This window comes from Aquirufa novilacunae (assembly GCF_045310505.1).
In the GTDB taxonomy this organism is placed as follows: domain Bacteria; phylum Bacteroidota; class Bacteroidia; order Cytophagales; family Spirosomataceae; genus Aquirufa; species Aquirufa novilacunae.
The window spans coordinates 417,037-437,322 of record NZ_JBEWZG010000003.1; the positions used below are offsets into that span (position 1 = coordinate 417,037).

Sequence of the window (20,286 nt, forward strand, 5' to 3'; positions counted from 1 at the left end):
AACTAATGTATAAACACACATTCGTTCTATATGTCGACTATATTAACCTTTATTTTACCCCTTATCGCTGCGGCGGGGGGATTATTTGCCGGAAAAGTATTCTACTCGAAGGTAAATAAAAACATCGAAACAGACGCCCAACGCAAAGCGGAGGATATCCTAAAAAATGCAGAAATCACTGCAGAAAACATCAAGAAAGACCGTATGCTAGAGGCGAAGGAAAACTTCCTACGTTTACGTGCAGAGTTCGAAGAGGAGTCCCAAAACAAGAAAGGAATTCTTTTAGAAAACGAACAAAAATTACGTGAGAAAGAGCGCATTTTGGCACAGCAAGCAGAACAACAACGTGCCGCTGAGCAAGAATTACACTCGGCGAAGCAGAGCGTTCAAGCAAAAGAAGAAAACTTCCGCAAGAAGCTAGAAGATGTAGAAAAGAAACGCGAGGAAGCGGAAGCGATGCTAGCGAATCAGATCAGTCAATTAGAAAAAATTGCTGGCCTTTCAGCAGATGAGGCGCGCCAACAAATCATGGATGCTTTGAAGGCAGAGGCAGAGTCGAAAGCAAGCTCACTCGTGAAACAAGCGATCGAAGAAGCGAAATTAACAGCCACGAAAGAGGCGAAGAAAGTCGTTATCGAAACGATTCAACGTACCGCAGCTGAAAATGCAATTGAAAATTGTGTGTCGGTTTTCAACATCGAATCAGATGATATCAAGGGTAAAATTATCGGACGTGAAGGCCGCAACATCCGTGCGTTAGAAGCAGCGACGGGTGTTGAATTCATCGTAGATGATACGCCGGAAGCGATTATCATCTCTGGTTTTGATCCAGTACGTCGTGAGATTGCCCGTTTATCACTTCACCGTTTAGTGCAGGATGGTCGTATTCACCCAGCTCGTATTGAGGAGGTCGTGAATAAGACGCGTAAGAACATCGACGATGAGATCATCGAAATCGGAGAGAAGACCGTGATCGACTTAGGGATTCACGGCTTACACCCAGAATTAATTAAGATGATTGGTCGTATGCGATTCCGTTCTTCTTATGGCCAAAACCTATTGCAACACTCGCGCGAAGTCGCGAAGCTTTGTGCAACGATGGCGGCTGAATTAGGCTTGAATGCGAAGCTAGCTAAGCGTGCAGGTTTACTACACGATATTGGTAAAGTTTGGCATGAAGAACCAGAACTTCCTCACGCTTTGTTAGGTATGGAACTGGCTCAGAAATACAAAGAACATCCAGAGGTTTGTAATGCGATCGGAGCTCACCACGATGAGTGTGAGATGACTTCTATGATCTCCCCTATCATCCAAGTGTGTGATGCGATATCTGGATCTCGTCCAGGTGCTCGCCGCGAGATGATGGAGTCCTACATGAAGCGTCTTCGCGATTTAGAAACGTTAGCGACTTCCTTCGACGGAGTTCAAAAATGTTATGCGATCCAAGCGGGTCGTGAATTACGTATCATGGTTGATTCCGAGAACGTAAGTGACGAAAAGGCTTCGAACCTATCGTTTGACATTTCTCAGAAAATCGAGAAAGAGATGCAATACCCTGGTCAAATCAAAGTAACCGTGATTCGCGAAATGCGCGCGGTGAACTTTGCAAAATAGAGAAGGAATCGTGTATATTTATGGCGCAGCCCTGCGGGCTGCGCCATTTTTTTATCCCCCTACCACATGGAAATCAAATCTCCCCAAACCGACGCCGAATGGAAAGCCTATTATGCTTTGCGTTTTAACGTACTTCGAGAGCCTTGGAATCAGCCTTTGGGATCCGAAGTACTAGCGGATGAAGATCAAGCTATTCACGCCATCGCCGTGAAAGACAACGAAGTGTTGGGGGTAGCGCGTATGCACGAGTCTGCAGAAAAGCAAGGTCAAGTCCGTTGTGTGGCTACCGCTACTGCGGCACAAGGAAAGGGAATAGGGAGAGCCATCATGGCTTACCTAGAAGATCAAGCGAAGGCAAAAGGCTGGACCGAAATCGTATTAGAGGCGAGGGAGAATGCGGTGCCGTTTTATCAGAGAATTGGGTACACCATTATCGCGGAATCCTATTTACTTTTCGGGGAAATCCAACATTACCGCATGAAAAAAGCGCTAAACCTTTCGGAATAGCGCTTCAATTATGTTTGCAATAACTAGTGTGTATGCTCTAAACCTTGCGCACTTGGAATCTGATTAAACTCCACACCTGGCTTGCGCGCATCCTTGAATGCAGCCTTTGGTTTAATGCTAAGGATTTGGAATAATTCCGCATCTGATTTCGTATCCGGATTAGGCGTTGTTAATAAGACGTCTCCAGAGAAGATCGAATTAGCGCCTGCCATAAAGCAGAAGGCTTGACCCTCGTAGTTTAATTCTAAGCGGCCGGCAGATAAACGCACGGCTGACTTTGGCATCATGATTCTCGCTGTCGCAATCACACGAACAAGATCCCAAACAGAGGCGGTCTTTTGGTTCTCAAAAGGCGTTCCCTCTACAGGCACTAAGTTGTTCACTGGAACTGACTCTGGATGCTCAGGAAGATTAGCTAAAGTCAATAGCATTCCGATGCGATCTCCTGCGCTTTCTCCCATTCCGATGATACCACCAGAACAAACGGATAATTTCGCCTTACGCACGTTTCCTAGCGTCTCTAAACGATCGTCATAGGTACGCGTTGAAATAACATCGTCGTAATACTCTTCACTCGTATCGATGTTGTGGTTGTAGGCATAAAGACCTGCATCCTTTAATTTCTGCGCTTGCTCCTCAGATAACATACCTAAGGTACAGCAAACCTCCATTCCTAACGAGTTTACCCCTTTTACCATGTCTAAGACACGGTCAAAATCCTTATTATCACGCACCTCGCGCCAAGCCGCTCCCATACAGAAACGAGAACTACCATTATCTTTCGCACGATTAGCTGCTTGAATCACTTCCTCATAAGGAAGTAATTTTTGCACCTTCACATTCGTGTGATAACGCGCTGCTTGAGAACAATAAGAACAATCCTCAGGGCAACCTCCTGTCTTGATCGAAAGTAGGGTGGAGATTTGCACCTCATTCGGGTCAAAATTCTCGCGGTGTACCGTAGCCGCCTGATAGACTAAGTCTAAAAAGGGTTGGTTGTATATTTTTTCTACCTCTTCACGAGTCCAATTATTACGTACCATATAAGCTTTATTTCTATTCAAATTCCATTAAATAAGGCATCATCGCTAAGAAGCCTTCTCTTTTTTTCCAACGATTCACTTCTAAAAGTGAAGTAGACCAAGGAATATTTTTAGCTAAAAAACGCTCCGTCATCGAAGACTCCGAAGTAGCTGAACTTAATAATTCATCCACAAAAGATTTGGCTTTCGGATAAACTGCCACCTTGTAAGCACCTGGCTTTAATTTTGCTTTTGCAGCTGCGATTTCAATCGCTTTATCTAAACCGCCTAGCTCATCCACTAAACCGATTTGTTTTGCCTGAGCACCCGTCCAAACGCGACCACCCGCTAACGATTGCAATCGTTGCAATGTCATCTTGCGACCTGCAGCTGCCTTTGTTGTAAAGGATAAGTAGCCTTTGTTTACGGAGTTTTGGACTACCGACTTCTGAAAATCGGTCAAGGCACCTGCTGAATTCATGAAATTCGAATTCGCATGCGTATTCACGTGATCCTGAGTAATTCCCAACGTATTTTTCAAGAAATTATCCACGTTAAACCAAGCCGCAAATATACCAATTGAACCGGTGATGGTGGTAGGCTGAGCAACAATCGCATCCGTCCCCATCGCCATATAATAACCCCCAGATGCCGCATAATTCGACATAGAAGAGATAATCGGCTTCACTTTTTTCGTTAATTCAATTTCGCGCCACATGATATCAGACGCTAAAGAAGAGCCGCCTGGTGAATCAATACGAAGCACAATCGCCTTCACTGATTTGCTCTCCCGAAGCCTTTTCAACTCCTTCACAAAATCATCTGAACCGATATTACCTTCGCTTGCTCTCGTTCCAGAAATTTCTCCTTCTGCTACTAAAACAGCAATGCGATCTTTGCCTTCTACTTCGTCAATCGGATTTTTGGCCTTCAAATAATTATTCACCGACACATAAATCACTTTCTCCTTCTCGCCTGAGGCCTTTTTCAATAAAGCTTCAAACTCATCCCAATACCCTTGCTTCACCATCCCTAATTTCTCTGCATTAGAAGGCTCAAAAGCCTGAAGGCTATCCGCAATCTGGTCTAATTTACGGACCGGAATGTTCTTAGATCGCGCAATTTTATCAAAAATATAGGTGTTAATCGATTGTAAGAAAGAAGAGGTTTGAGCCTTATTTTCCTCGCTCATGTCCTCGCGAATGAAAGGCTCCACGGCAGACTTATAGGTACCCACGCGGAATACCAAAGGCTCAATTTCTAATTTATCCAGCGCCTTCTTGTAGAAGGTATATTGAACGCTTATGCCATTGAAATCCAGCAAACCATTCGGGTTCAAATAGGTCTTATCTGCCACTGAGGACACATAATAGCCTTTTTCTGTGTAGGAATTAGCGTAAGCATAGACGAATTTACCTGATTTTTGGAACTTCTGAATCGCCTCCCGAATCTCCGAAAGCTGTGCATAGCCTGCGATCGGGAAACTCGCATCTAAATAGATGCCTTTGATTTTAGGATCTACCTTCGCGCGCTCTAAAGCAGACAAAACTTGAATCAAACCGAGATTTTCTGGCGGGGCAAAATAGATATCCGTCAAAGCTGCGAATGGATTCTCCTCTGTCGACGCATTCTCTACGATTGGACGATTTAGATCTAATCTTAAAACCGAATTATCCTTTAAATCATAGACCTCATCAGCACTTCCCATCGCCGCACCAACGCCGGCTAAAAGAAGCAGAGAGACGATCACAAAAAGAAATAGTCCAAAAACAGTCGCTAACGAATACTTGACAAATTGCCACATAGCTTTACATTTAAATGGTTTCTAACCAAAGTTTTTACGGTAATCTTCGCGTGCTTGGCGAATCACTTCAAACGCCACATCACGACCATAAATATCATCAATATCTACCGCATTTGAGGTAGTTTCTCCTGGCAACATTTTATAAGTCCAGAAATAGTGTCTCAAACGCTCCACGATATCTTTAGGGGCATCCGCAATGTCTTTCCATTTGCCATAAATCGGATCATCCTTCAATACCGCAATAATTTTATCATCTGCCTCACCCTTATCAATCATGCGAATTCCACCAATCGGAATCGCCTGACATAAAATATCTCCGTGCGTAATGGCACGCTCTGAAAGCACTAAAATATCCAATGGATCGCCATCCCCTCTCTCAATATCTTTCCCCGAATACTTGCGAGCAAGCTCTGCAATGCCATCTGAGCAATAGGTTTGTGGCAAAAAGCCATATAATGCAGGCACAATGTTCGAGAATTTCTGCGGGCGATCAATTTTCAAATAACCCGTTTGCTTATCAATCTCGTATTTTACTGTGTCCGTAGGAACAATTTCAATAAAGGCGGTCACTAATTCAGGCATTTGGTCGCCGATTTGTACGCCATGCCAAGGATGTGCCTTAAAGAAGTTTCTATTCATAATCTTTTTATTAAATCTTACTTAGGTTAAAAATCCCTGCAAATTACGAAAAACAAAGGATAAATTCTGCTAAATTTGTTGTTTGCATTGCGCTATCAGATATGATTTATCCAATTATACCCTACGGGGACCCCGTTTTAAGAAAAGTCGCTGCACCTATTGAATTAGGTTCGATTGATTTAATCAAATTATCGGAAGATATGTTTGAAACCATGTACGCTGCCAGCGGTGTGGGTTTAGCAGCACCGCAAATCGGGATGGACATTCGTTTATTCGTCGTAGATGGTAGACCCATGAACGAAGGAGAAAAGGACGAGGATGTGGATCAATCCTTAATAGGCTTCAAAAAAGTATTCGTTAACCCGACCATTATAGAGGAAACTGGAGATGAATGGGGTTTTGAAGAAGGTTGTTTATCAATTCCAGGCATTCGCGGCGAGGTGTATCGCCCAGAATACGTTAAGATCCACTATTGGACAGAGCAAGGCGAGGAAAGAACAGACATGTTCGAAAGTTTAGCCGCCCGCATTATCCAACACGAATACGATCATATCGAAGGCATTTTATTCACGGATCATTTGAATCCGGTAAAAAAGCGCCTTATCAAAAATAAGTTAAGTGATATCACGCGAGGAAAAGTTTCCGTGGATTACAAAATGAAACTTACCCGTTAATTAGACAGATGAAAATTTCCCTTAATTGGTTACGCGATTTTATTGATATTTCGAAGCTTCCTGCACAAGGCAGCCCAGAAGAATTAGATGTTTTATTAACAAACACGGGCTTAGAAGTGGAGGGTATCGAACCTCACGATAAGATTCCGGGTGGATTGAAAGGCTTTGTAGTGGGTGAAGTTTTGACTTGCGAGAAATTCGAAGTAAAAGAGAAAACGTTAAGCCTAACGACAGTGGATGCTGGTTTAGACGAAATCTTAACCATCGTCTGCGGCGCAGCAAACGTAGCAGCCGGCCAAAAAGTAATCGTCGCCACTCCTGGCACCCAATTATACGACAAAGAGGGAAAAGAATTATTCAAAATCGAGAAGCGCAAAGTATACGGTCAACCCTCTGAAGGTATGATCTGTGCTGAAGACGAAATCGGCATCGGGACATCCCATGACGGCATTTTAGTCTTGGATACGGACGCGCCTAACGGTACACCTGCCGCTTCCTTTTTCGATATTTCAGGTGATTTAGTTTTAGAAATTGGATTAACGCCAAACCGCGCAGATGCTGCCTCTCACTGGGGCGTCGCGCGCGATATCAGAGCGGTAACGGGTCTTCCGATTCAATTACCTTCACCTGCTTTGGTGATAGAAAGCAATGCTCATCCAATCGCTGTAGAAATTAAGGATGCTGGTTGCGACCGCTTCTGCGGTATCACCATCGATGGCATTCAAGTCGCTCCATCACCTACTTGGTTACAAGAACGTTTATCTGCTATCGGATTGCGTCCTATTAATAACGTGGTCGACATCACCAATTTCATTTGCCACGGATTAGGCCAGCCGATGCATGCCTACGATTGGAATGAAATTAAAGGCGGAAAATTAATCGTCGATTCTTTACCTGCTGGAACACTTTTTAAAACTTTGGACGGCGTTGAACGCAAGTTAACCGGAGAGGAATTAATGATCTGTGACGCTTCAGGCGCGATCGGCATGGCCGGCGTGATGGGGGGTGAAGATTCAGGCATTAAAGATTCTACGACACGTATTTTCCTAGAAGTGGCTCACTTCAAACCAGAGCGTATCCGTAAAGCCAGCCAAATTCACGGCTTGAAAACAGATGCTTCGTTCCGTTTTGAGCGTGGGACAGATATCCAAGCAAAATTATTTGCTTTGGAATACGCCGCTCAATTAATTCAAGAAGTAGCCGGCGGTAAAATTACGTCTGAGCCGATCGATATTTATCCAACGCAGGTTTCTTTAGTCGAAATTCCGGTTAGCGTCCGTCGGGTGCAACAATACATTGGTGTAGATTTAGCGGCTGAGCGAATTAAAGAAATTTTGACCTTATTGGATTTCAAGATCGAAGCCGATAAGGGCGATGAATTCGTAGCAATCTCCCCTGCTTACCGCGTGGATGTGACGAGAGAGGCAGATATCATCGAGGAGATTTTACGTATCCATGGTTTGGATAACATTCCTTTGTCGGATCATTTGAGTGCGAACTTCATCTCGGAGTTCCCATTGTTAGATAAGGAACGCGTTCAGTTGAATATCTCACAGATTTTGACGGCCAAAGGTTTCCAAGAAATCATCACCAACTCTTTGACTAAAGCTGATGCCCACAAGGCTATCGAGAAAGATTTACAGTTCGAAACGGTAGAGATATTGAATCGCCTTTCAGAGGACTTAGGTGTGATGAGACAGCACATGTCTTTCGCGGGATTAGAAGTGCTAGCGCACAATATTAACCGCCGCCAAAAAGATCTAAAGGTCTTTGAATTTGGCAAAACATACCATAAAAAAGGCCCTAAATACATCGAAAAGAAACATTTAGCCTTATTTACCACGGGATTATGGGCTGGAGAAACCTGGTCTAGCACTCCCACTAAAACCGCTTTGCACCACTTGTACCAAGTGAGCATCGAGTTAATGCGTTCGCTAGGGGTAACTCAATTCGAAACAGATACAATCGAAAATTCGAGTGTATTCGCATTCGGTTTACGCATCTCCATCTACAAAAAGGCTTGCCTTGAATTGGGTATGATTCACCCGAATTTAGCCAGCAAATGGGAGGTAAAACAAGACGTATTCTTCGCCGATTTCGATTGGGATTATTGGGTAAAGCAAGAGCGAGCTGACTTCGTTTACCATGAGATTTCTAAGTTCCCTGAGGTACGTCGCGATTTATCATTGGTGATTGATAAAAGCGTCAGCTACCAGGCGATTAGAAAACTAGCCGAGCAATACGAGAAGAACTTGTTGAAAAACGTATCCATCTTCGATGTGTACGAAGGCAAGAACTTAGGGGAAGGCAAGAAAGCATATTCCGTTAGCTTCACGCTACAAGACGAATCTCAGACCTTAACAGATAAGGTCATTGAGTCGACGATGGATCGATTAATGAAAGGATTCGAGAAGGAAATTGGAGCGATAATTAGAAAATAATTATCGCTTGAACATGCCCCCTAAATTAGGCATCTTCATCTTTCCATCTTGTACCTTGTTCATCATCTTCATCATTTTGCGCATGTCCTCGAACTGCTTCAATAGGTTATTCACCTCTTGAATCGACGTTCCAGAACCAGCCACAATGCGATTCTTGCGTGATGGGTTCAAAATATCTGGATTTTGACGTTCCTTCGGAGTCATCGAACTGATGATCGCTTCAATCGGCTTGAAGGAATCATTGGAAATATCTACATCTTTCACCGCCTGGCTCATACCCGGCACCATGCCCATCAAATCTTTGATGTTACCCATCTTCTTGATTTGCTGCAATTGTGCGTAGAAGTCCTCGAAGGTGAAGTTGTTTTGGCGTATCTTCTTATTTAAACGAGCCGCCTCATCTTCGTCGAAAGCTTGCTGCGCACGCTCTACTAAAGACAATACGTCACCCATTCCCAGGATACGGTTTGCCATACGATCAGGATAGAACTGATCCAAGGCCTCCATTTTCTCTCCTGTAGAGATGAATTTAATCGGTTTGTCGACGATTTGACGAATCGAAAGGGCCGCACCACCGCGGGAATCACCATCTAATTTCGTTAAAACAACGCCGTCAAAATTCAAGCGATCATTAAAGGTCTTAGCTGTATTCACCGCATCCTGACCCGTCATGGAATCCACTACGAATAAAATCTCGGTCGGCTTTATCGCCTCTTTCACCGCTGCGATCTCGTTCATCATCGCCTCATCCACGGCTAAACGACCCGCTGTATCGACGATTACCACTTTCTTACCCATTTTGCGGGCATACGAAAGCGCGTTCTCCGCGATGCTTACCGCATTCTTATTTTCAGGCTCCGCGTATACCTCCACCCCTACTTGCTCTCCCAACACTTTCAATTGGTCGATTGCCGCAGGACGGTAAATATCGCAGGCTACTAAAAGCACATTACGTCCTCCTTTTTTAATGTATTGAGCTAACTTACCCGAGAAAGTCGTCTTACCAGAACCCTGTAAACCGGCGATTAAAACCACCGATGGATCACCCTTCAGGTTGATGTCCTGCTTCTGGCCACCCATTAATTGGGTTAATTCCTCGTGAACAATCTTGATCAATAATTGACCTGGCTCTACGGCGATTAGGATTTTTTGGCCCATCGCCTGATCCTTAATCCGATCCGTAATCTCTTTCGCCACCTTATAGTTCACGTCCGCATCCATCAAGGCGCGGCGAATTTCCTTCACCGTAGCGGCAACGTTAATATCCGTAATTCTGCCGTTCCCCTTCAGGGTACGCATGGCAGTGGTCAACTTCGAACTTAAATTCTCAAACATAGTATCTAAAAAAAGGACTGCAATTTACGCTTTTTCAGGCAAATTTTAATCAAATAAACGGGCTGAACTTTCCATGCCCCTTTTACCCAAAAAAATATCCGACATTTTGACAAAAATACCCCAAAATAATGGAGTAAAAAAGATTTAGTCTTTACCTTTGCAGGATTAACACAACCTATCAAAATTTTGATATAACAAAAATGGAAAAAATTAAAGTTGCCAACCCAGTCGTTGAATTAGACGGCGACGAAATGACTCGAATTATCTGGAAATTCATCAAGGATAAATTAATCTTGCCTTATTTAGATCTAGACATTAAGTACTACGATTTAGGCGTGGAATACCGCGATGAAACGAATGACCAAGTAACAATCGAGGCTGCTGAGGCAATCAAAAAATACGGTGTAGGTATCAAATGTGCTACCATCACTCCAGATGAGGCTCGTGTAGCTGAGTTCGATTTGAAGCAAATGTGGAAATCACCTAACGGAACGATCCGTAACATCCTAGATGGTACAGTTTTCCGTGAGCCAATCGTTTGTGCAAACGTTCCTCGTTTAGTACCTAACTGGACTGCTCCGATCATGATTGGTCGTCACGCTTTTGGTGATCAATATAGAGCAACTGATTTCGTAACAAAAGGAAAAGGCAAATTAACGGTTACTTTCACACCTGAAGATGGTGGCGAAGCACAAACTTTCGAAGTGTATAACTTCAAAGGTGATGGCGTTGCAATGACCATGTATAATACAGATGAGTCGATCAAAGGTTTTGCGCACTCTTGCTTTAACATGGCATTGAGCAAAGGATGGCCTTTATACTTATCAACGAAGAACACGATCTTGAAGAAATACGATGGCCGTTTCAAGGACATCTTCGAAGAGATTTACCAAGCAGATTACAAAGCACAATTCGAAGCAGCAGGTATCGTTTACGAGCACCGTTTGATCGATGACATGGTTGCTTCTGCGTTGAAGTGGAATGGTAACTTTGTTTGGGCTTGTAAGAACTATGACGGAGACGTTCAATCGGATACCGTTGCTCAAGGTTTTGGATCTTTAGGTTTAATGACGTCGGTTTTAATTACACCAGACGGAAAAGTAATGGAAGCGGAAGCTGCTCACGGAACAGTGACTCGTCACTACCGCGATCACCAAGCTGGAAAACCTACATCAACTAACCCAATTGCCTCTATCTTCGCATGGACTCGTGGTTTAGAGTTCCGTGGTAAATTAGATAACAATGCGGCTTTGATTAATTTCTGCCAAACTTTAGAAAAAGTGTGTGTGGCTACAGTTGAATCTGGTAAGATGACTAAAGACTTAGCAGTTTGTATCCACGGCAACAAAGTGAAGCACGGAGAGCACTACCTATACACAGAAGAGTTCTTAGAGGCTTTAGATACGAATTTGAAGGCAGCGTTAGCGTAATCGCCGCAGGCGGCTCAAGTCGCGACTACGGCGCTGAGTCGGAGAAAAGTCGTCACTTTGTGACTTAGTCGACTTCGTCTTAGTCGCGACTGCGTCGCTTAGTCGTTGCTTCGCAACTTAGTCAAAGAGTCGTCTCTGCGAGACCTAGTCATTGCTTCGCAACTTAGTCAAAAAGTCCGGAGGGGAAGAAATTCCTTTCCGGATTTTTTTTGCTTTTTAGAGACTAAACGACTTAGTCGCGACCAAGTCACGAAGTGACGACTAAATCGCGCAGCGATGACTAAGCCGCTTCGCGGCGACTCAGACGTAGTCGACTTCGCCGCTTCGCGGCGACTAGCGACTAGATTTTTTTATTTTAAGCCTCCGCTTAAAATAAAAAAATCGCGCCGATTGCTCAGCGCGATTTCTACTTATCGTTTTGTTTCAAATACTATTCTGAAACCACAGAGAAAGCAATTTTGTGTTTTACTTCTTTGTGTAAGTCAAGCGTAGCAGCGTAATCGCCGGTAGTCTTCACTTCTGTATCGAATGAAATTTTCTTACGATCGATATCGAAGCCTTTTTCTTTCAACATCTCTGAGATTTGAAGGCTAGTCACACGACCAAAGATTTTTCCGCTATCACCTGTCTTCGCAGGAATAGTCAATGTCATTTCGCCGATAGCTGCAGCTAAATCGAATGCATCTTGACGAACTTTCTCCACTTTGTGAGCAGCTTGCTTGATGTTTTCCGCTACAACCTTGCGGTTAGACGGAGTCGCCATGATAGCGAATCCTTGTGGAATTAAGTAATTACGACCGTAACCAGCTTTCACTGCAACGATATCGTTTTTGTAACCTAATCCAGCAATATCTGTTTTTAATATAATTTCCATCTTATGTTTACAATCAAATGTTTATTGGATAAGGTACTATTTTAAACCGTCAGCCACGTAAGGCATCAAAGCTAAGTGACGAGCACGCTTAACAGCTTGCGCCACACGACGTTGGAATTTTAAAGAAGTTCCAGTGATACGACGAGGTAAAATTTTACCTTGTTCATTCACTAATTTCAATAAATAGTCTGGGTTTTTGAAATCGATGTATTGAATACCAGATTTCTTGAAACGGCAATACTTTTTGCGGTTTCCGTTCTTATCTACAGGTTCGTTAACTAGTGTCATATTATGCTTCTGTTTTTTCTGGTTTTCTACCTACTAATCCTTTTCTCTTTTTTTCGTTGTAAGCAATAGCGTGCTTATCTAAAGCTAATGTCAAGAAACGAATCACGCGCTCATCACGCTTATATTCTAATTCTAATTTAGCAATCAAGGTAGGAGCTGCTGCGAATTCGAAAATTTGATAGTATCCAGTGTGCTTGTTCTGAATTGGGTAAGCTAACTTACGTAAGCCCCAAGCGTCTTCATGAACGATTTGCGCACCGTTTTCTACCAACAGATTCTTGAATTTCTCAACAGTGTCCTTTGTCTGTTGTTCAGACAAAACGGGAGTTAAAATGAACACCGTCTCATAGTTTTTTAATTCCATAAAAAAATTGTTGTTTAAAAACTGGTAAAAATTTGGACTGCAAAGGTACGAATATTCCTTCACAATCAAAGCGTTAACAACAAAATTTTAGAATCAGCGCACTTCGAAGGTGCCCAAACCGATCAAATAGCCTTCCGCATACAGCTCAATTTCGTGCTTACCTGCTTTGAAACCATTGGGTCTTGCATAGATAAATTCCACCGATTGGTGGTTGTTTTCGTAAAAGATACGCTGGCGGCTTGTGAAAGTTAACTCACGTCCTTTGAAATCAAAGGTCCCTGAACCCAGGTTATAATCTGAAATCGTTGTTCCTGTAGGTTCGATGATCCGCAAGAAAACCGTCTTAATCTCCTTGTTCGCCAAAGTATTTTCTTGCAAGTGGAACATGACACGAATTTTATCCACTTTTTTCGCCTTTTGATTATTGATAGCAGACTCTTTACCTCGAGAGGATATGTTATACACATTCACTCCTTCCGCACGCAAGGCAGCAGCGGCACTTACTTTTTCGGATAATTCCTTGTTGCGAATTTCTAGAACACGGGATTTCTCGCTTAGCTCTCTTTCTTTAAGACCAAAAGTCTTGCTGGAATCCTCTAAGGCTTTTTGGATATTCACTAAGCCCACCTTTAATATTTGCGCTTCGCGGCTTAAGGAATCATTGCGAAGAATTAATACCACGTTTTCCTTTTTAAGCTTTTTGATTTCGGCGTCTTTTTGTCCTAATAGGTGCAGGTAATAGGAAAGTTTCTTTTGGAATTCAGCTGGATCGATGTCGCTTAGGTGTTTTTGGTCTCCCAAAATCTGCGCTTTCGCTTTCTCTAATTCACTAACTTTACCGCCTAATTTTTTAATTTGGACTAAACGTAAATTCAATTGCTCGGCAACTGAGTCTAGTTTTACCTGTGCATTCTCTACAAATTCGGCTTGTGATGGTTGCATAAACCGATCCAAAAGACCTAGTTTATCCGCCGCAATCCAACCCAGCAATAAAACAACCACTATAGTCAACAGGGTCACGCGACGCTTCAAACTACTTTCGTTACCCCTCGTATTCTCCGATTCCATTTAACCTGCTTTATTTAATCTTTTAGACTTGAATCAAAAATAATAAATTAATTTTAATAATATTTTTTAGCCCTAACAAAATTTAGCCTACCCTAACATGGCCATCGCAGAACAAATTTCCTTGATTAACAAGCAATTAAACGACAGCAACGCTCGACTTATTGTGGTAACAAAGACGAGAAGTATCGAAGAGCTTCAAGAAACCTATGCGGCGGGGGCCTTGGAATTTGGGGAAAATCGCGTGCAGGAGATGGTGGAAAAGCAGGCGGTGTTGCCTAAGGACATTCTTTGGCATCAAATAGGTCACTTACAAACGAATAAAGTAAAGTACATTGCTCCTTTTGTCCACCTGATCCATTCCGTGGATTCATTGAATTTATTAAAGGAAATCAATAAACAGGCAGCAAAACATGAGCGGGTGATCGATTGCTTATTGCAAATTTATATTGCGACGGAGGAGAGTAAATTTGGCTTGGATTTTGCGGAAGCAGAAGCCTTATTGGAGGATCCCGCTTTTGCTGAATTACAACATATCCGAATCGTGGGATTGATGGGGATGGCCAGCTTTACGGCAGATGAAGAGCAGATTCGTCAGGAATTTCAAAGTCTAGCTGATTTTTTCCAAAAGCTCAAAAACAACAAAACCGGTGTTTCGACCGGTCTTGTGGAATGGATTGAGTTATCCATGGGTATGTCTGGAGATTATTTGATCGCCGCAGAACTAGGCGCTACCTTGGTTCGCGTGGGATCGGCCATCTACGGCCCTCGTCACTAACGAGTTAGCGACATAATCTCAAATTCTAGCTTACCTGCTGGCGCTGTAATTTCGGCTAAATCGCCTACTTTCTTACCCAATAATCCTTTGCCAAATGGAGAGGATACCGAGATCTTTCCAGCTTTCAAATCAGCTTCTTCTTCTGATACAATGGTATAAGTGAAGGCAGCTCCGTTTTTCGTGTTTTTAATTTGAACAATGGAATAGATTGAAACCACGGATAAATCGATCGTTGATTCATCTAAAACGCGTGCTATGGAAATAATTTCTTCTAGTTTAGAGATCTTTAATTCCAAAAGCCCTTGTGCATCTTTCGCCGCATCGTACTCTGCATTCTCACTTAAATCACCTTTATCACGAGCCTCCGCGATTTGTTTGGCCATATCAGAACGACCTGTAATCTTCAAATGGTGTAATTCTGCTTTTAATTTATCTAATGCCTCTGCCGTGTAATATTGAAACTTTGCCATAATCTTTTTAGGGTTTAACCTCTGTGCTTAAAAACAAAATAGAACGGCCTCCGACCGTTCTACCTAATTTATTTGTAGTTTTGTTTCGGATTCGCAACTAAGTAATTTGTTTCTGTAACAGCACGAAATTGTTGTTTTGTAGGGTACAAAGATAATAAAAATTCAGACGGATTCCACAAACTATCAAGATCAAGGATGCGGATTATATTTTTTGGAACCCCAGAATTTGCAGTAGCTAGTTTACAGGCCTTAGTAGAGGCGAAGATGGAGGTGGTTGCCGTTGTAACCGCACCCGACAAGCCTGCTGGACGTGGACAGCAGATTCAATCTTCCCCCGTGAAGGTGTACGCCTCTTCTTGTGGCATACCTGTTTTACAGCCGGTTAAACTAAAAGACCCCGCATTTTTAGAAGAACTAGCCGCTTACAAAGCTGACTTACAAATCATCGTAGCCTTCCGAATGCTTCCGGAAGCGGTTTGGAATATGCCGCCGATGGGTACGTTTAACTTGCACGCATCCTTACTTCCTCAATACCGAGGTGCAGCTCCCATTCACTGGGCGGTCATTAATGGGGAAACCGAAACGGGAATTACGACCTTCTTCCTGCAACACGAAATCGATACGGGTGATTTATTATTCCAAGAAAAAGAAGCCATTTCGGCTACAGATACAACCGGTGAATTATATGAACGCTTAATGAATAAAGGCGGCGCCTTGGTCGTTAAAACGGCCAAAGCCATCGAATCTGGCCATATTCACCCGACTCCTCAACAAGAATTAGCTGAACTAAAATCAGCCCCTAAATTAGATCGAAGCACGGGAGAAGTTTATTGGACGCGAAATGGACAGGACATCGTTAATTTAGTAAGGGGCATGCATCCTTTTCCAGGCGCACATACCGTTTTTCAGGGCAAAAACTGCAAATTGATTGCCGTCGAATTTCACCCAGAAATTATCCCTGATCTTGGGGTGGGGGTTTGGGATACGGATAAAAAAACGTTCCTGCGCGTGGGTTGTGGAGACGGGTATATCAACATTTTAGAGTGGCAGATGGAAGGCAAAAAGCGCCTGAAAATAGACGAATTCTTACGCGGCTACAACTTTAATTTCTAGTGTAATTTCCAAAGTCCCATCGGATAAAAATACCCGTAGGAGCCTTTTTGGATGAAGATATACTGCTCTTGTATATTGGCCAAAATCGTAACGGTATACGGCTTTAAAGTTAGATTAGCAGCTGAGGCAGGGAAAGGGATCGCCTGAGAGCAAGCGCAAGGTTTATTCTCCCGCACCTTGTTTAATTCAATCAATAAATCTCGGGAGTCTTCGACGAGTTCTTCGCGACCGATATCTACCTTCTTAAAGTAATTCCGTTCATATGCCGCCTTAAAGGGCTCATATTCCAACGCCACCTCTGGATATTTTTGAATGAGACTAGCACTATTCAAGAAGGCCTGAATATGCCCTGGATCTGGAAAACCTACAAAGTCACCTCCCCAAAACAAACCCAAATCCTTCGCTATCGATCCATAACGGTCATAAATAGCACCACGACGCAAGTGCTTGCCTTTTCTGGCGATGGCTCCATCCGCAGCTAAACCAAAGTTATGAAAAGAGATAAAGGCCTTTGAGAAGCCCCTTTTTTGCAAGGATAATTGCTGTTTTTTATTTCGAGTAGTGGAAGTGTACCTCAGCTTATACGGCGACTTAATTCGTTTCTTCAAACTATCGCGCTTGATCTCGAAAGAGTCAATTTCTACAGACAATAAATCCTCCCAAGGCTGGTGCAATTGAGCAAACTCGCGTGTCTCTTTTGTACCATCGGCATTCACGCGGATAAAGACATAAGAAGCAATAGAATCGGTGGAAAAGGTAGAATCCTGCTGCTTGTAAAGCCATTTAAATTCCTCCCAATCGATTGATGTTAGGCGAACAGGCTCACACACCCGCTGTTTGGCAGGCTGCTCCTCAAGACTTAGAAAGAATAAGATGACTTGAAAAAGACCAATTAAAATCATTTTTTCAAGGGAATGATGAGCACTTCACCACGCAGGGTTATGTCATCTTTCTTGTGATTCGCCTCCATAATGGCTTGTTTCGTCACGCCATATTTTTCTGCCACTTTACGTAAAATATCACCAGGACCCACGGTATGCACCGCTTGAATCTTCACATTTAACTTCGTAGACCCACTTTTAATCCCATCCGGATTCACCCCTGGATTCAAGGCTTTCAATTGATCTACCTTTAAACCAAATTTTCTGGCAACTGCAGAGAAAGTCTCTCCTTTTTCCACCGTTACAGCATGCGATTTGCCTGCAGGCGTGGCTACTTCAGGAACCACTTCCGCCTCAACCTCTTTCTTCTGCTCGGCTAATGCTTCTTCGTCTGATTGCCCTAGCAAGGAATCCTTCGTTACAATTAGAGAATCCGCAGGATCCGCAATCGAATCAATGTCCACTTGTGCTGCCTCTGCTACCACTTCTTCCTCTGGCTCTACAAATTTCTCCGCCTTGATTAATTCGTCCTTATCTGGACTCACAAAATGCTCAAATCCTACCGCAATTAAACCCACTAGAGTTAATAAAAGGATGCCCAAAGTGATAACAGGCAACTTGCTGCTTTCTTCGTTTTCGCTCATTATTTTGAGAATTTATCTTTTGTTTCTTGGCTCATTTCAGCCACTTTATCTTCTAATTCCGCTTTGTAAGCCGTGTATTTTTCTGCCAAAGAAGCATCTGAAATCGCTAACATTTGTACAGCTAATAATCCGGCGTTCTTCGCTGCATTCAGGGCTACAGTGGCCACTGGAACACCATTTGGCATTTGTAAAATAGATAAAACGGAATCCCATCCATCGATGGAATTAGAGGATTTCACCGGAACGCCAATCACTGGCAAAATAGTCGCCGAAGCAATCATACCTGGTAAATGCGCCGCACCACCCGCTCCAGCGATGATTACCTGAATACCGCGTGACTTCGCTTGTTGCGCGTAGGTCATCATTTTTACTGGTGTACGGTGTGCAGAAACGATGTCCACTTCATAAGCCACACCAAAATCCTTGCAAACCTGAATGGCCTCTTGCATCACTCCTAAATCTGAGCTGCTACCCATTATAATTCCTACCATAGCTATCTAATTTATGCGATAACGCGTATGCTTTGTTTAACTAATTCTGCTTTCTGTTCAATCTCTTCACGGGAGCCAGCTACGAGTGTAATGTGCCCCATCTTGCGAAAAGGTTTCGTTATTTTCTTTCCATATAAAAATGGATGAACGCCAGGCATACCTAAAATAGTATCCAAGCCTTCGTATTTCGCAGGCCCTGTAAACCCTTCTGAGCCTAATAAATTCAACATGCCTGAGTAGCTATGTGCATAGGTATCTCCCAAAGGAAGGCCCGAAATTGCTCTCAAATGCTGCTCATATTGTGACGTATCATTCGCTCGAATCGTCTGATGTCCTGAATTATGCGGTCTAGGAGCGACTTCGTTAATCAGGATTTTACCGTCCTTCGTTAAAAACATTTCCACCGCTAAAACACCCACTAACCCCATTTTATCAATTAGGCTGACAGCAATTTGCTCTGCTTCTCGCTCAATCTCGCGTGAAATAGCAGCTGGTGAAACTAAAAACTCAACTAGGTTTTGGACGGGATGAAATACCATCTCCACAGCAGGAAAGGCTTTAATTTCCCCTTGCGGATTGCGAGCCACAATGACGGCTAATTCTTTATCGAAATCAATGGCCTTTTCTAAAAGGCCAGGTTCTGAAAATCCCTTCGAAGCATCCGCAGCTGAACCGATGTATTGTACCCCTTTCCCATCGTATCCTCCTTTACCCAGTTTGTTAAAAGCGGGCAAGAAATCCTCGTTAGCCACTATTTCGTCTGCAGATTCGATTAATCTGAAATCGGCGGTAGGGAAACCGTGGGTTTGGAAAAAGGTCTTTTGGATGCGCTTGTCTTGAATCATGCGAAGCAAATGAGGTTGAGGATAGACCTTAATTCCCTCTGCTTCTAATTGTTCAAGCGCTTCGATGTTAACATGCTCAATTTCGATACTGACTAAATCACATTTTTTTCCAAAAGCATAAACCGTATCAAAATCCTGAAACGAGCCCTGCGTAAACTGGGTCGTCAAGGTGTGACAAGATGCTTCTGGATCTGGATCAAGGCAGGCGATTTGCAAATCTAAGTCGATTGCTGCTTGTAGGAGCATTCTTCCTAGCTGGCCGCCGCCTAATAATCCGATTTTGGGAAGTGATGTAGACATAAATTCGAATTCAATGGGTAAAATTACGGCTTTTGTTTTACCTTTGGAAATTATTTAGACCTCGAGAAAAAATATTCTTGCAGGATACCTTATTTAGGACATGACAAAAAGAAATACCACCATTATCGCGTTCATTTTACTAGCTATCGCGAGTCGTTTATTGATTTTAGCTGGACCCGGTTGGGCGAACTTCTCCCCTATGGCCTCTATGGCACTTTTTGTAGGGGCTTATCTACAAAATCGCAAACAAGCCGTTGCTTGGACTTTACTAGCGGTTTGGGGATCGAATTTGATCTTAAATAACACCTTATATGATTCGTTTTTCCCAGGTTTCTCCTTCGGAATTGATGCGGTTCACATGGGATTATTTGCTCTGATCTCTTTGTTAGGCCAAAACACCACAGCAAGTCCCTCTCGTTTCATCGGCACTAACTTAGCATCAGCAATGGCTTTCTTCTTAGTTTCAAACTTCGCGGTTTGGGTAGGATCTGATATCGCTTACACGAAAGACCTTGCGGGTTTGATGAGTTGCTACGCCGCTGGTATTCCCTTCCTAAAGAATACATTAGCTAGTCAATTCTTATTCTCTGGATTATTCTTTGGAGGATTTGAACTATTGAAAAAACAAGTTCCAGCTTTACGCTAGAATCTAACAGACATAAAAAAGGGTCGGCTTGCAGATGCGAGCCGACCCTTTTTGTTTATGG

Annotated in this window: 21 protein-coding genes; 8 read left to right on the forward strand and 13 right to left on the reverse strand. The window is 43.1% G+C overall.

All coding sequences use genetic code 11. The annotated features are described in order from the left end of the window. The first annotated feature begins 30 nt into the window (after nt 1-30). Both rny and V7S74_RS10000 read left to right on the forward strand, forming a co-directional pair. Nucleotides 31-1,614: a ribonuclease Y gene (gene rny, locus V7S74_RS09995; RefSeq protein WP_406778619.1), complete on the forward strand. Its 1,584-nt coding sequence runs from the start codon at nt 31-33 to the stop codon at nt 1,612-1,614. Nucleotides 1,615-1,680: 66 nt separating this feature from the next. After that, nucleotides 1,681-2,121, forward strand: a complete 441-nt coding sequence (locus tag V7S74_RS10000; protein WP_406778620.1) for a GNAT family N-acetyltransferase — start codon at nt 1,681-1,683, stop codon at nt 2,119-2,121. 23 nt (nt 2,122-2,144) lie between these two features. Here V7S74_RS10000 and bioB read toward each other — a convergent pair whose 3' ends face one another. The 3 genes from bioB to V7S74_RS10015 are packed head-to-tail and all read right to left on the reverse strand — an operon-like array spanning nt 2,145 to nt 5,586. Further along, nucleotides 2,145-3,164 (reverse strand): biotin synthase BioB, encoded by a 1,020-nt coding sequence (gene bioB / locus V7S74_RS10005; RefSeq protein WP_406778621.1) that lies wholly within the window; start codon nt 3,162-3,164, stop codon nt 2,145-2,147. A gap of 13 nt (nt 3,165-3,177) precedes the next feature. Next, nucleotides 3,178-4,947, reverse strand: a complete 1,770-nt coding sequence (sppA, locus tag V7S74_RS10010) for a signal peptide peptidase SppA (protein WP_406778622.1) — start codon at nt 4,945-4,947, stop codon at nt 3,178-3,180. Nucleotides 4,948-4,968: 21 nt separating this feature from the next. Further along, the gene (locus V7S74_RS10015; protein ID WP_377981471.1) at nt 4,969-5,586 is read right to left on the reverse strand and encodes an inorganic pyrophosphatase; all 618 of its coding nucleotides are present in this window, start codon (nt 5,584-5,586) and stop codon (nt 4,969-4,971) included. A gap of 101 nt (nt 5,587-5,687) precedes the next feature. Here V7S74_RS10015 and def point away from each other — a divergent pair, with 101 nt between their 5' ends. Continuing rightward, nucleotides 5,688-6,260, forward strand: coding sequence for a peptide deformylase (gene def, locus V7S74_RS10020; protein ID WP_406778623.1), 573 nt, complete (start codon nt 5,688-5,690; stop codon nt 6,258-6,260). Between the two features lie 8 nt (nt 6,261-6,268). Continuing rightward, nucleotides 6,269-8,701: a phenylalanine--tRNA ligase subunit beta gene (gene pheT / locus V7S74_RS10025; protein ID WP_406778624.1), complete on the forward strand. Its 2,433-nt coding sequence runs from the start codon at nt 6,269-6,271 to the stop codon at nt 8,699-8,701. On the opposite strand, the gene ffh is transcribed toward pheT, so the two are convergent. Next, a complete protein-coding gene (gene ffh, locus V7S74_RS10030) occupies nt 8,702-10,036 on the reverse strand; it encodes a signal recognition particle protein (RefSeq protein WP_223131118.1) in 1,335 nt (444 codons plus the stop codon). A 200-nt stretch (nt 10,037-10,236) separates the two neighbouring features. Here ffh and V7S74_RS10035 point away from each other — a divergent pair, with 200 nt between their 5' ends. Then, nucleotides 10,237-11,466, forward strand: coding sequence for an isocitrate dehydrogenase (NADP(+)) (locus tag V7S74_RS10035; RefSeq protein WP_406778625.1), 1,230 nt, complete (start codon nt 10,237-10,239; stop codon nt 11,464-11,466). Nucleotides 11,467-11,896: 430 nt separating this feature from the next. Here the strand turns inward: V7S74_RS10035 and rplI are convergent, their stop codons facing one another. The 4 genes from rplI to V7S74_RS10055 form a co-directional block, all read right to left on the reverse strand. Beyond that, entirely contained in the window at nt 11,897-12,340 is a 444-nt protein-coding gene (gene rplI / locus V7S74_RS10040) for a 50S ribosomal protein L9 (protein ID WP_406778626.1), read from the reverse strand. Between the two features lie 36 nt (nt 12,341-12,376). Next, on the reverse strand, nt 12,377-12,628 hold the full coding sequence (rpsR, locus tag V7S74_RS10045; protein WP_406778627.1) for a 30S ribosomal protein S18: 252 nt from the start codon (nt 12,626-12,628) through the stop codon (nt 12,377-12,379). Between the two features lies 1 nt (nt 12,629). After that, nucleotides 12,630-12,992: a 30S ribosomal protein S6 gene (rpsF, locus tag V7S74_RS10050; RefSeq protein WP_406778628.1), complete on the reverse strand. Its 363-nt coding sequence runs from the start codon at nt 12,990-12,992 to the stop codon at nt 12,630-12,632. A gap of 93 nt (nt 12,993-13,085) precedes the next feature. After that, nucleotides 13,086-14,060 (reverse strand): hypothetical protein, encoded by a 975-nt coding sequence (locus V7S74_RS10055; protein ID WP_406778629.1) that lies wholly within the window; start codon nt 14,058-14,060, stop codon nt 13,086-13,088. A gap of 97 nt (nt 14,061-14,157) precedes the next feature. Here V7S74_RS10055 and V7S74_RS10060 point away from each other — a divergent pair, with 97 nt between their 5' ends. Beyond that, complete coding sequence (locus tag V7S74_RS10060; protein WP_406778630.1) at nt 14,158-14,835, forward strand: YggS family pyridoxal phosphate-dependent enzyme; 678 nt, start codon at nt 14,158-14,160, stop codon at nt 14,833-14,835. Here the strand turns inward: V7S74_RS10060 and greA are convergent. Next, nucleotides 14,832-15,305, reverse strand: coding sequence for a transcription elongation factor GreA (gene greA, locus V7S74_RS10065; protein ID WP_406778631.1), 474 nt, complete (start codon nt 15,303-15,305; stop codon nt 14,832-14,834). The genes V7S74_RS10060 and greA overlap by 4 nt on opposite strands. Before the next feature lie 195 nt (nt 15,306-15,500). Between greA and fmt the strand changes: the two genes are divergently transcribed. Further along, nucleotides 15,501-16,418 carry a methionyl-tRNA formyltransferase gene (gene fmt / locus V7S74_RS10070; RefSeq protein WP_406778632.1) on the forward strand — a complete coding sequence of 306 codons (918 nt, stop codon included), beginning with the start codon at nt 15,501-15,503 and terminating at the stop codon, nt 16,416-16,418. On the opposite strand, the gene V7S74_RS10075 is transcribed toward fmt, so the two are convergent. The 4 genes from V7S74_RS10075 to V7S74_RS10090 are packed head-to-tail and all read right to left on the reverse strand — an operon-like array spanning nt 16,415 to nt 19,579. Continuing rightward, nucleotides 16,415-17,320 (reverse strand): M15 family metallopeptidase, encoded by a 906-nt coding sequence (locus V7S74_RS10075; protein WP_406778633.1) that lies wholly within the window; start codon nt 17,318-17,320, stop codon nt 16,415-16,417. The genes fmt and V7S74_RS10075 overlap by 4 nt on opposite strands. Further along, nucleotides 17,317-17,943, reverse strand: coding sequence for a LysM peptidoglycan-binding domain-containing protein (locus V7S74_RS10080; RefSeq protein WP_406778634.1), 627 nt, complete (start codon nt 17,941-17,943; stop codon nt 17,317-17,319). The genes V7S74_RS10075 and V7S74_RS10080 overlap by 4 nt, the downstream gene beginning before the upstream one ends. Continuing rightward, complete coding sequence (purE, locus tag V7S74_RS10085) at nt 17,943-18,434, reverse strand: 5-(carboxyamino)imidazole ribonucleotide mutase (protein ID WP_406778635.1); 492 nt, start codon at nt 18,432-18,434, stop codon at nt 17,943-17,945. Before purE ends, V7S74_RS10080 begins: the two co-directional genes overlap by 1 nt. Nucleotides 18,435-18,445: 11 nt before the next feature. Further along, on the reverse strand, nt 18,446-19,579 hold the full coding sequence (locus V7S74_RS10090) for a 5-(carboxyamino)imidazole ribonucleotide synthase (RefSeq protein ID WP_406778636.1): 1,134 nt from the start codon (nt 19,577-19,579) through the stop codon (nt 18,446-18,448). 100 nt (nt 19,580-19,679) lie between these two features. Between V7S74_RS10090 and V7S74_RS10095 the strand changes: the two genes are divergently transcribed. Next, nucleotides 19,680-20,225: a DUF6580 family putative transport protein gene (locus V7S74_RS10095; protein WP_406778637.1), complete on the forward strand. Its 546-nt coding sequence runs from the start codon at nt 19,680-19,682 to the stop codon at nt 20,223-20,225. The last annotated feature ends 61 nt before the right edge of the window (nt 20,226-20,286 follow it).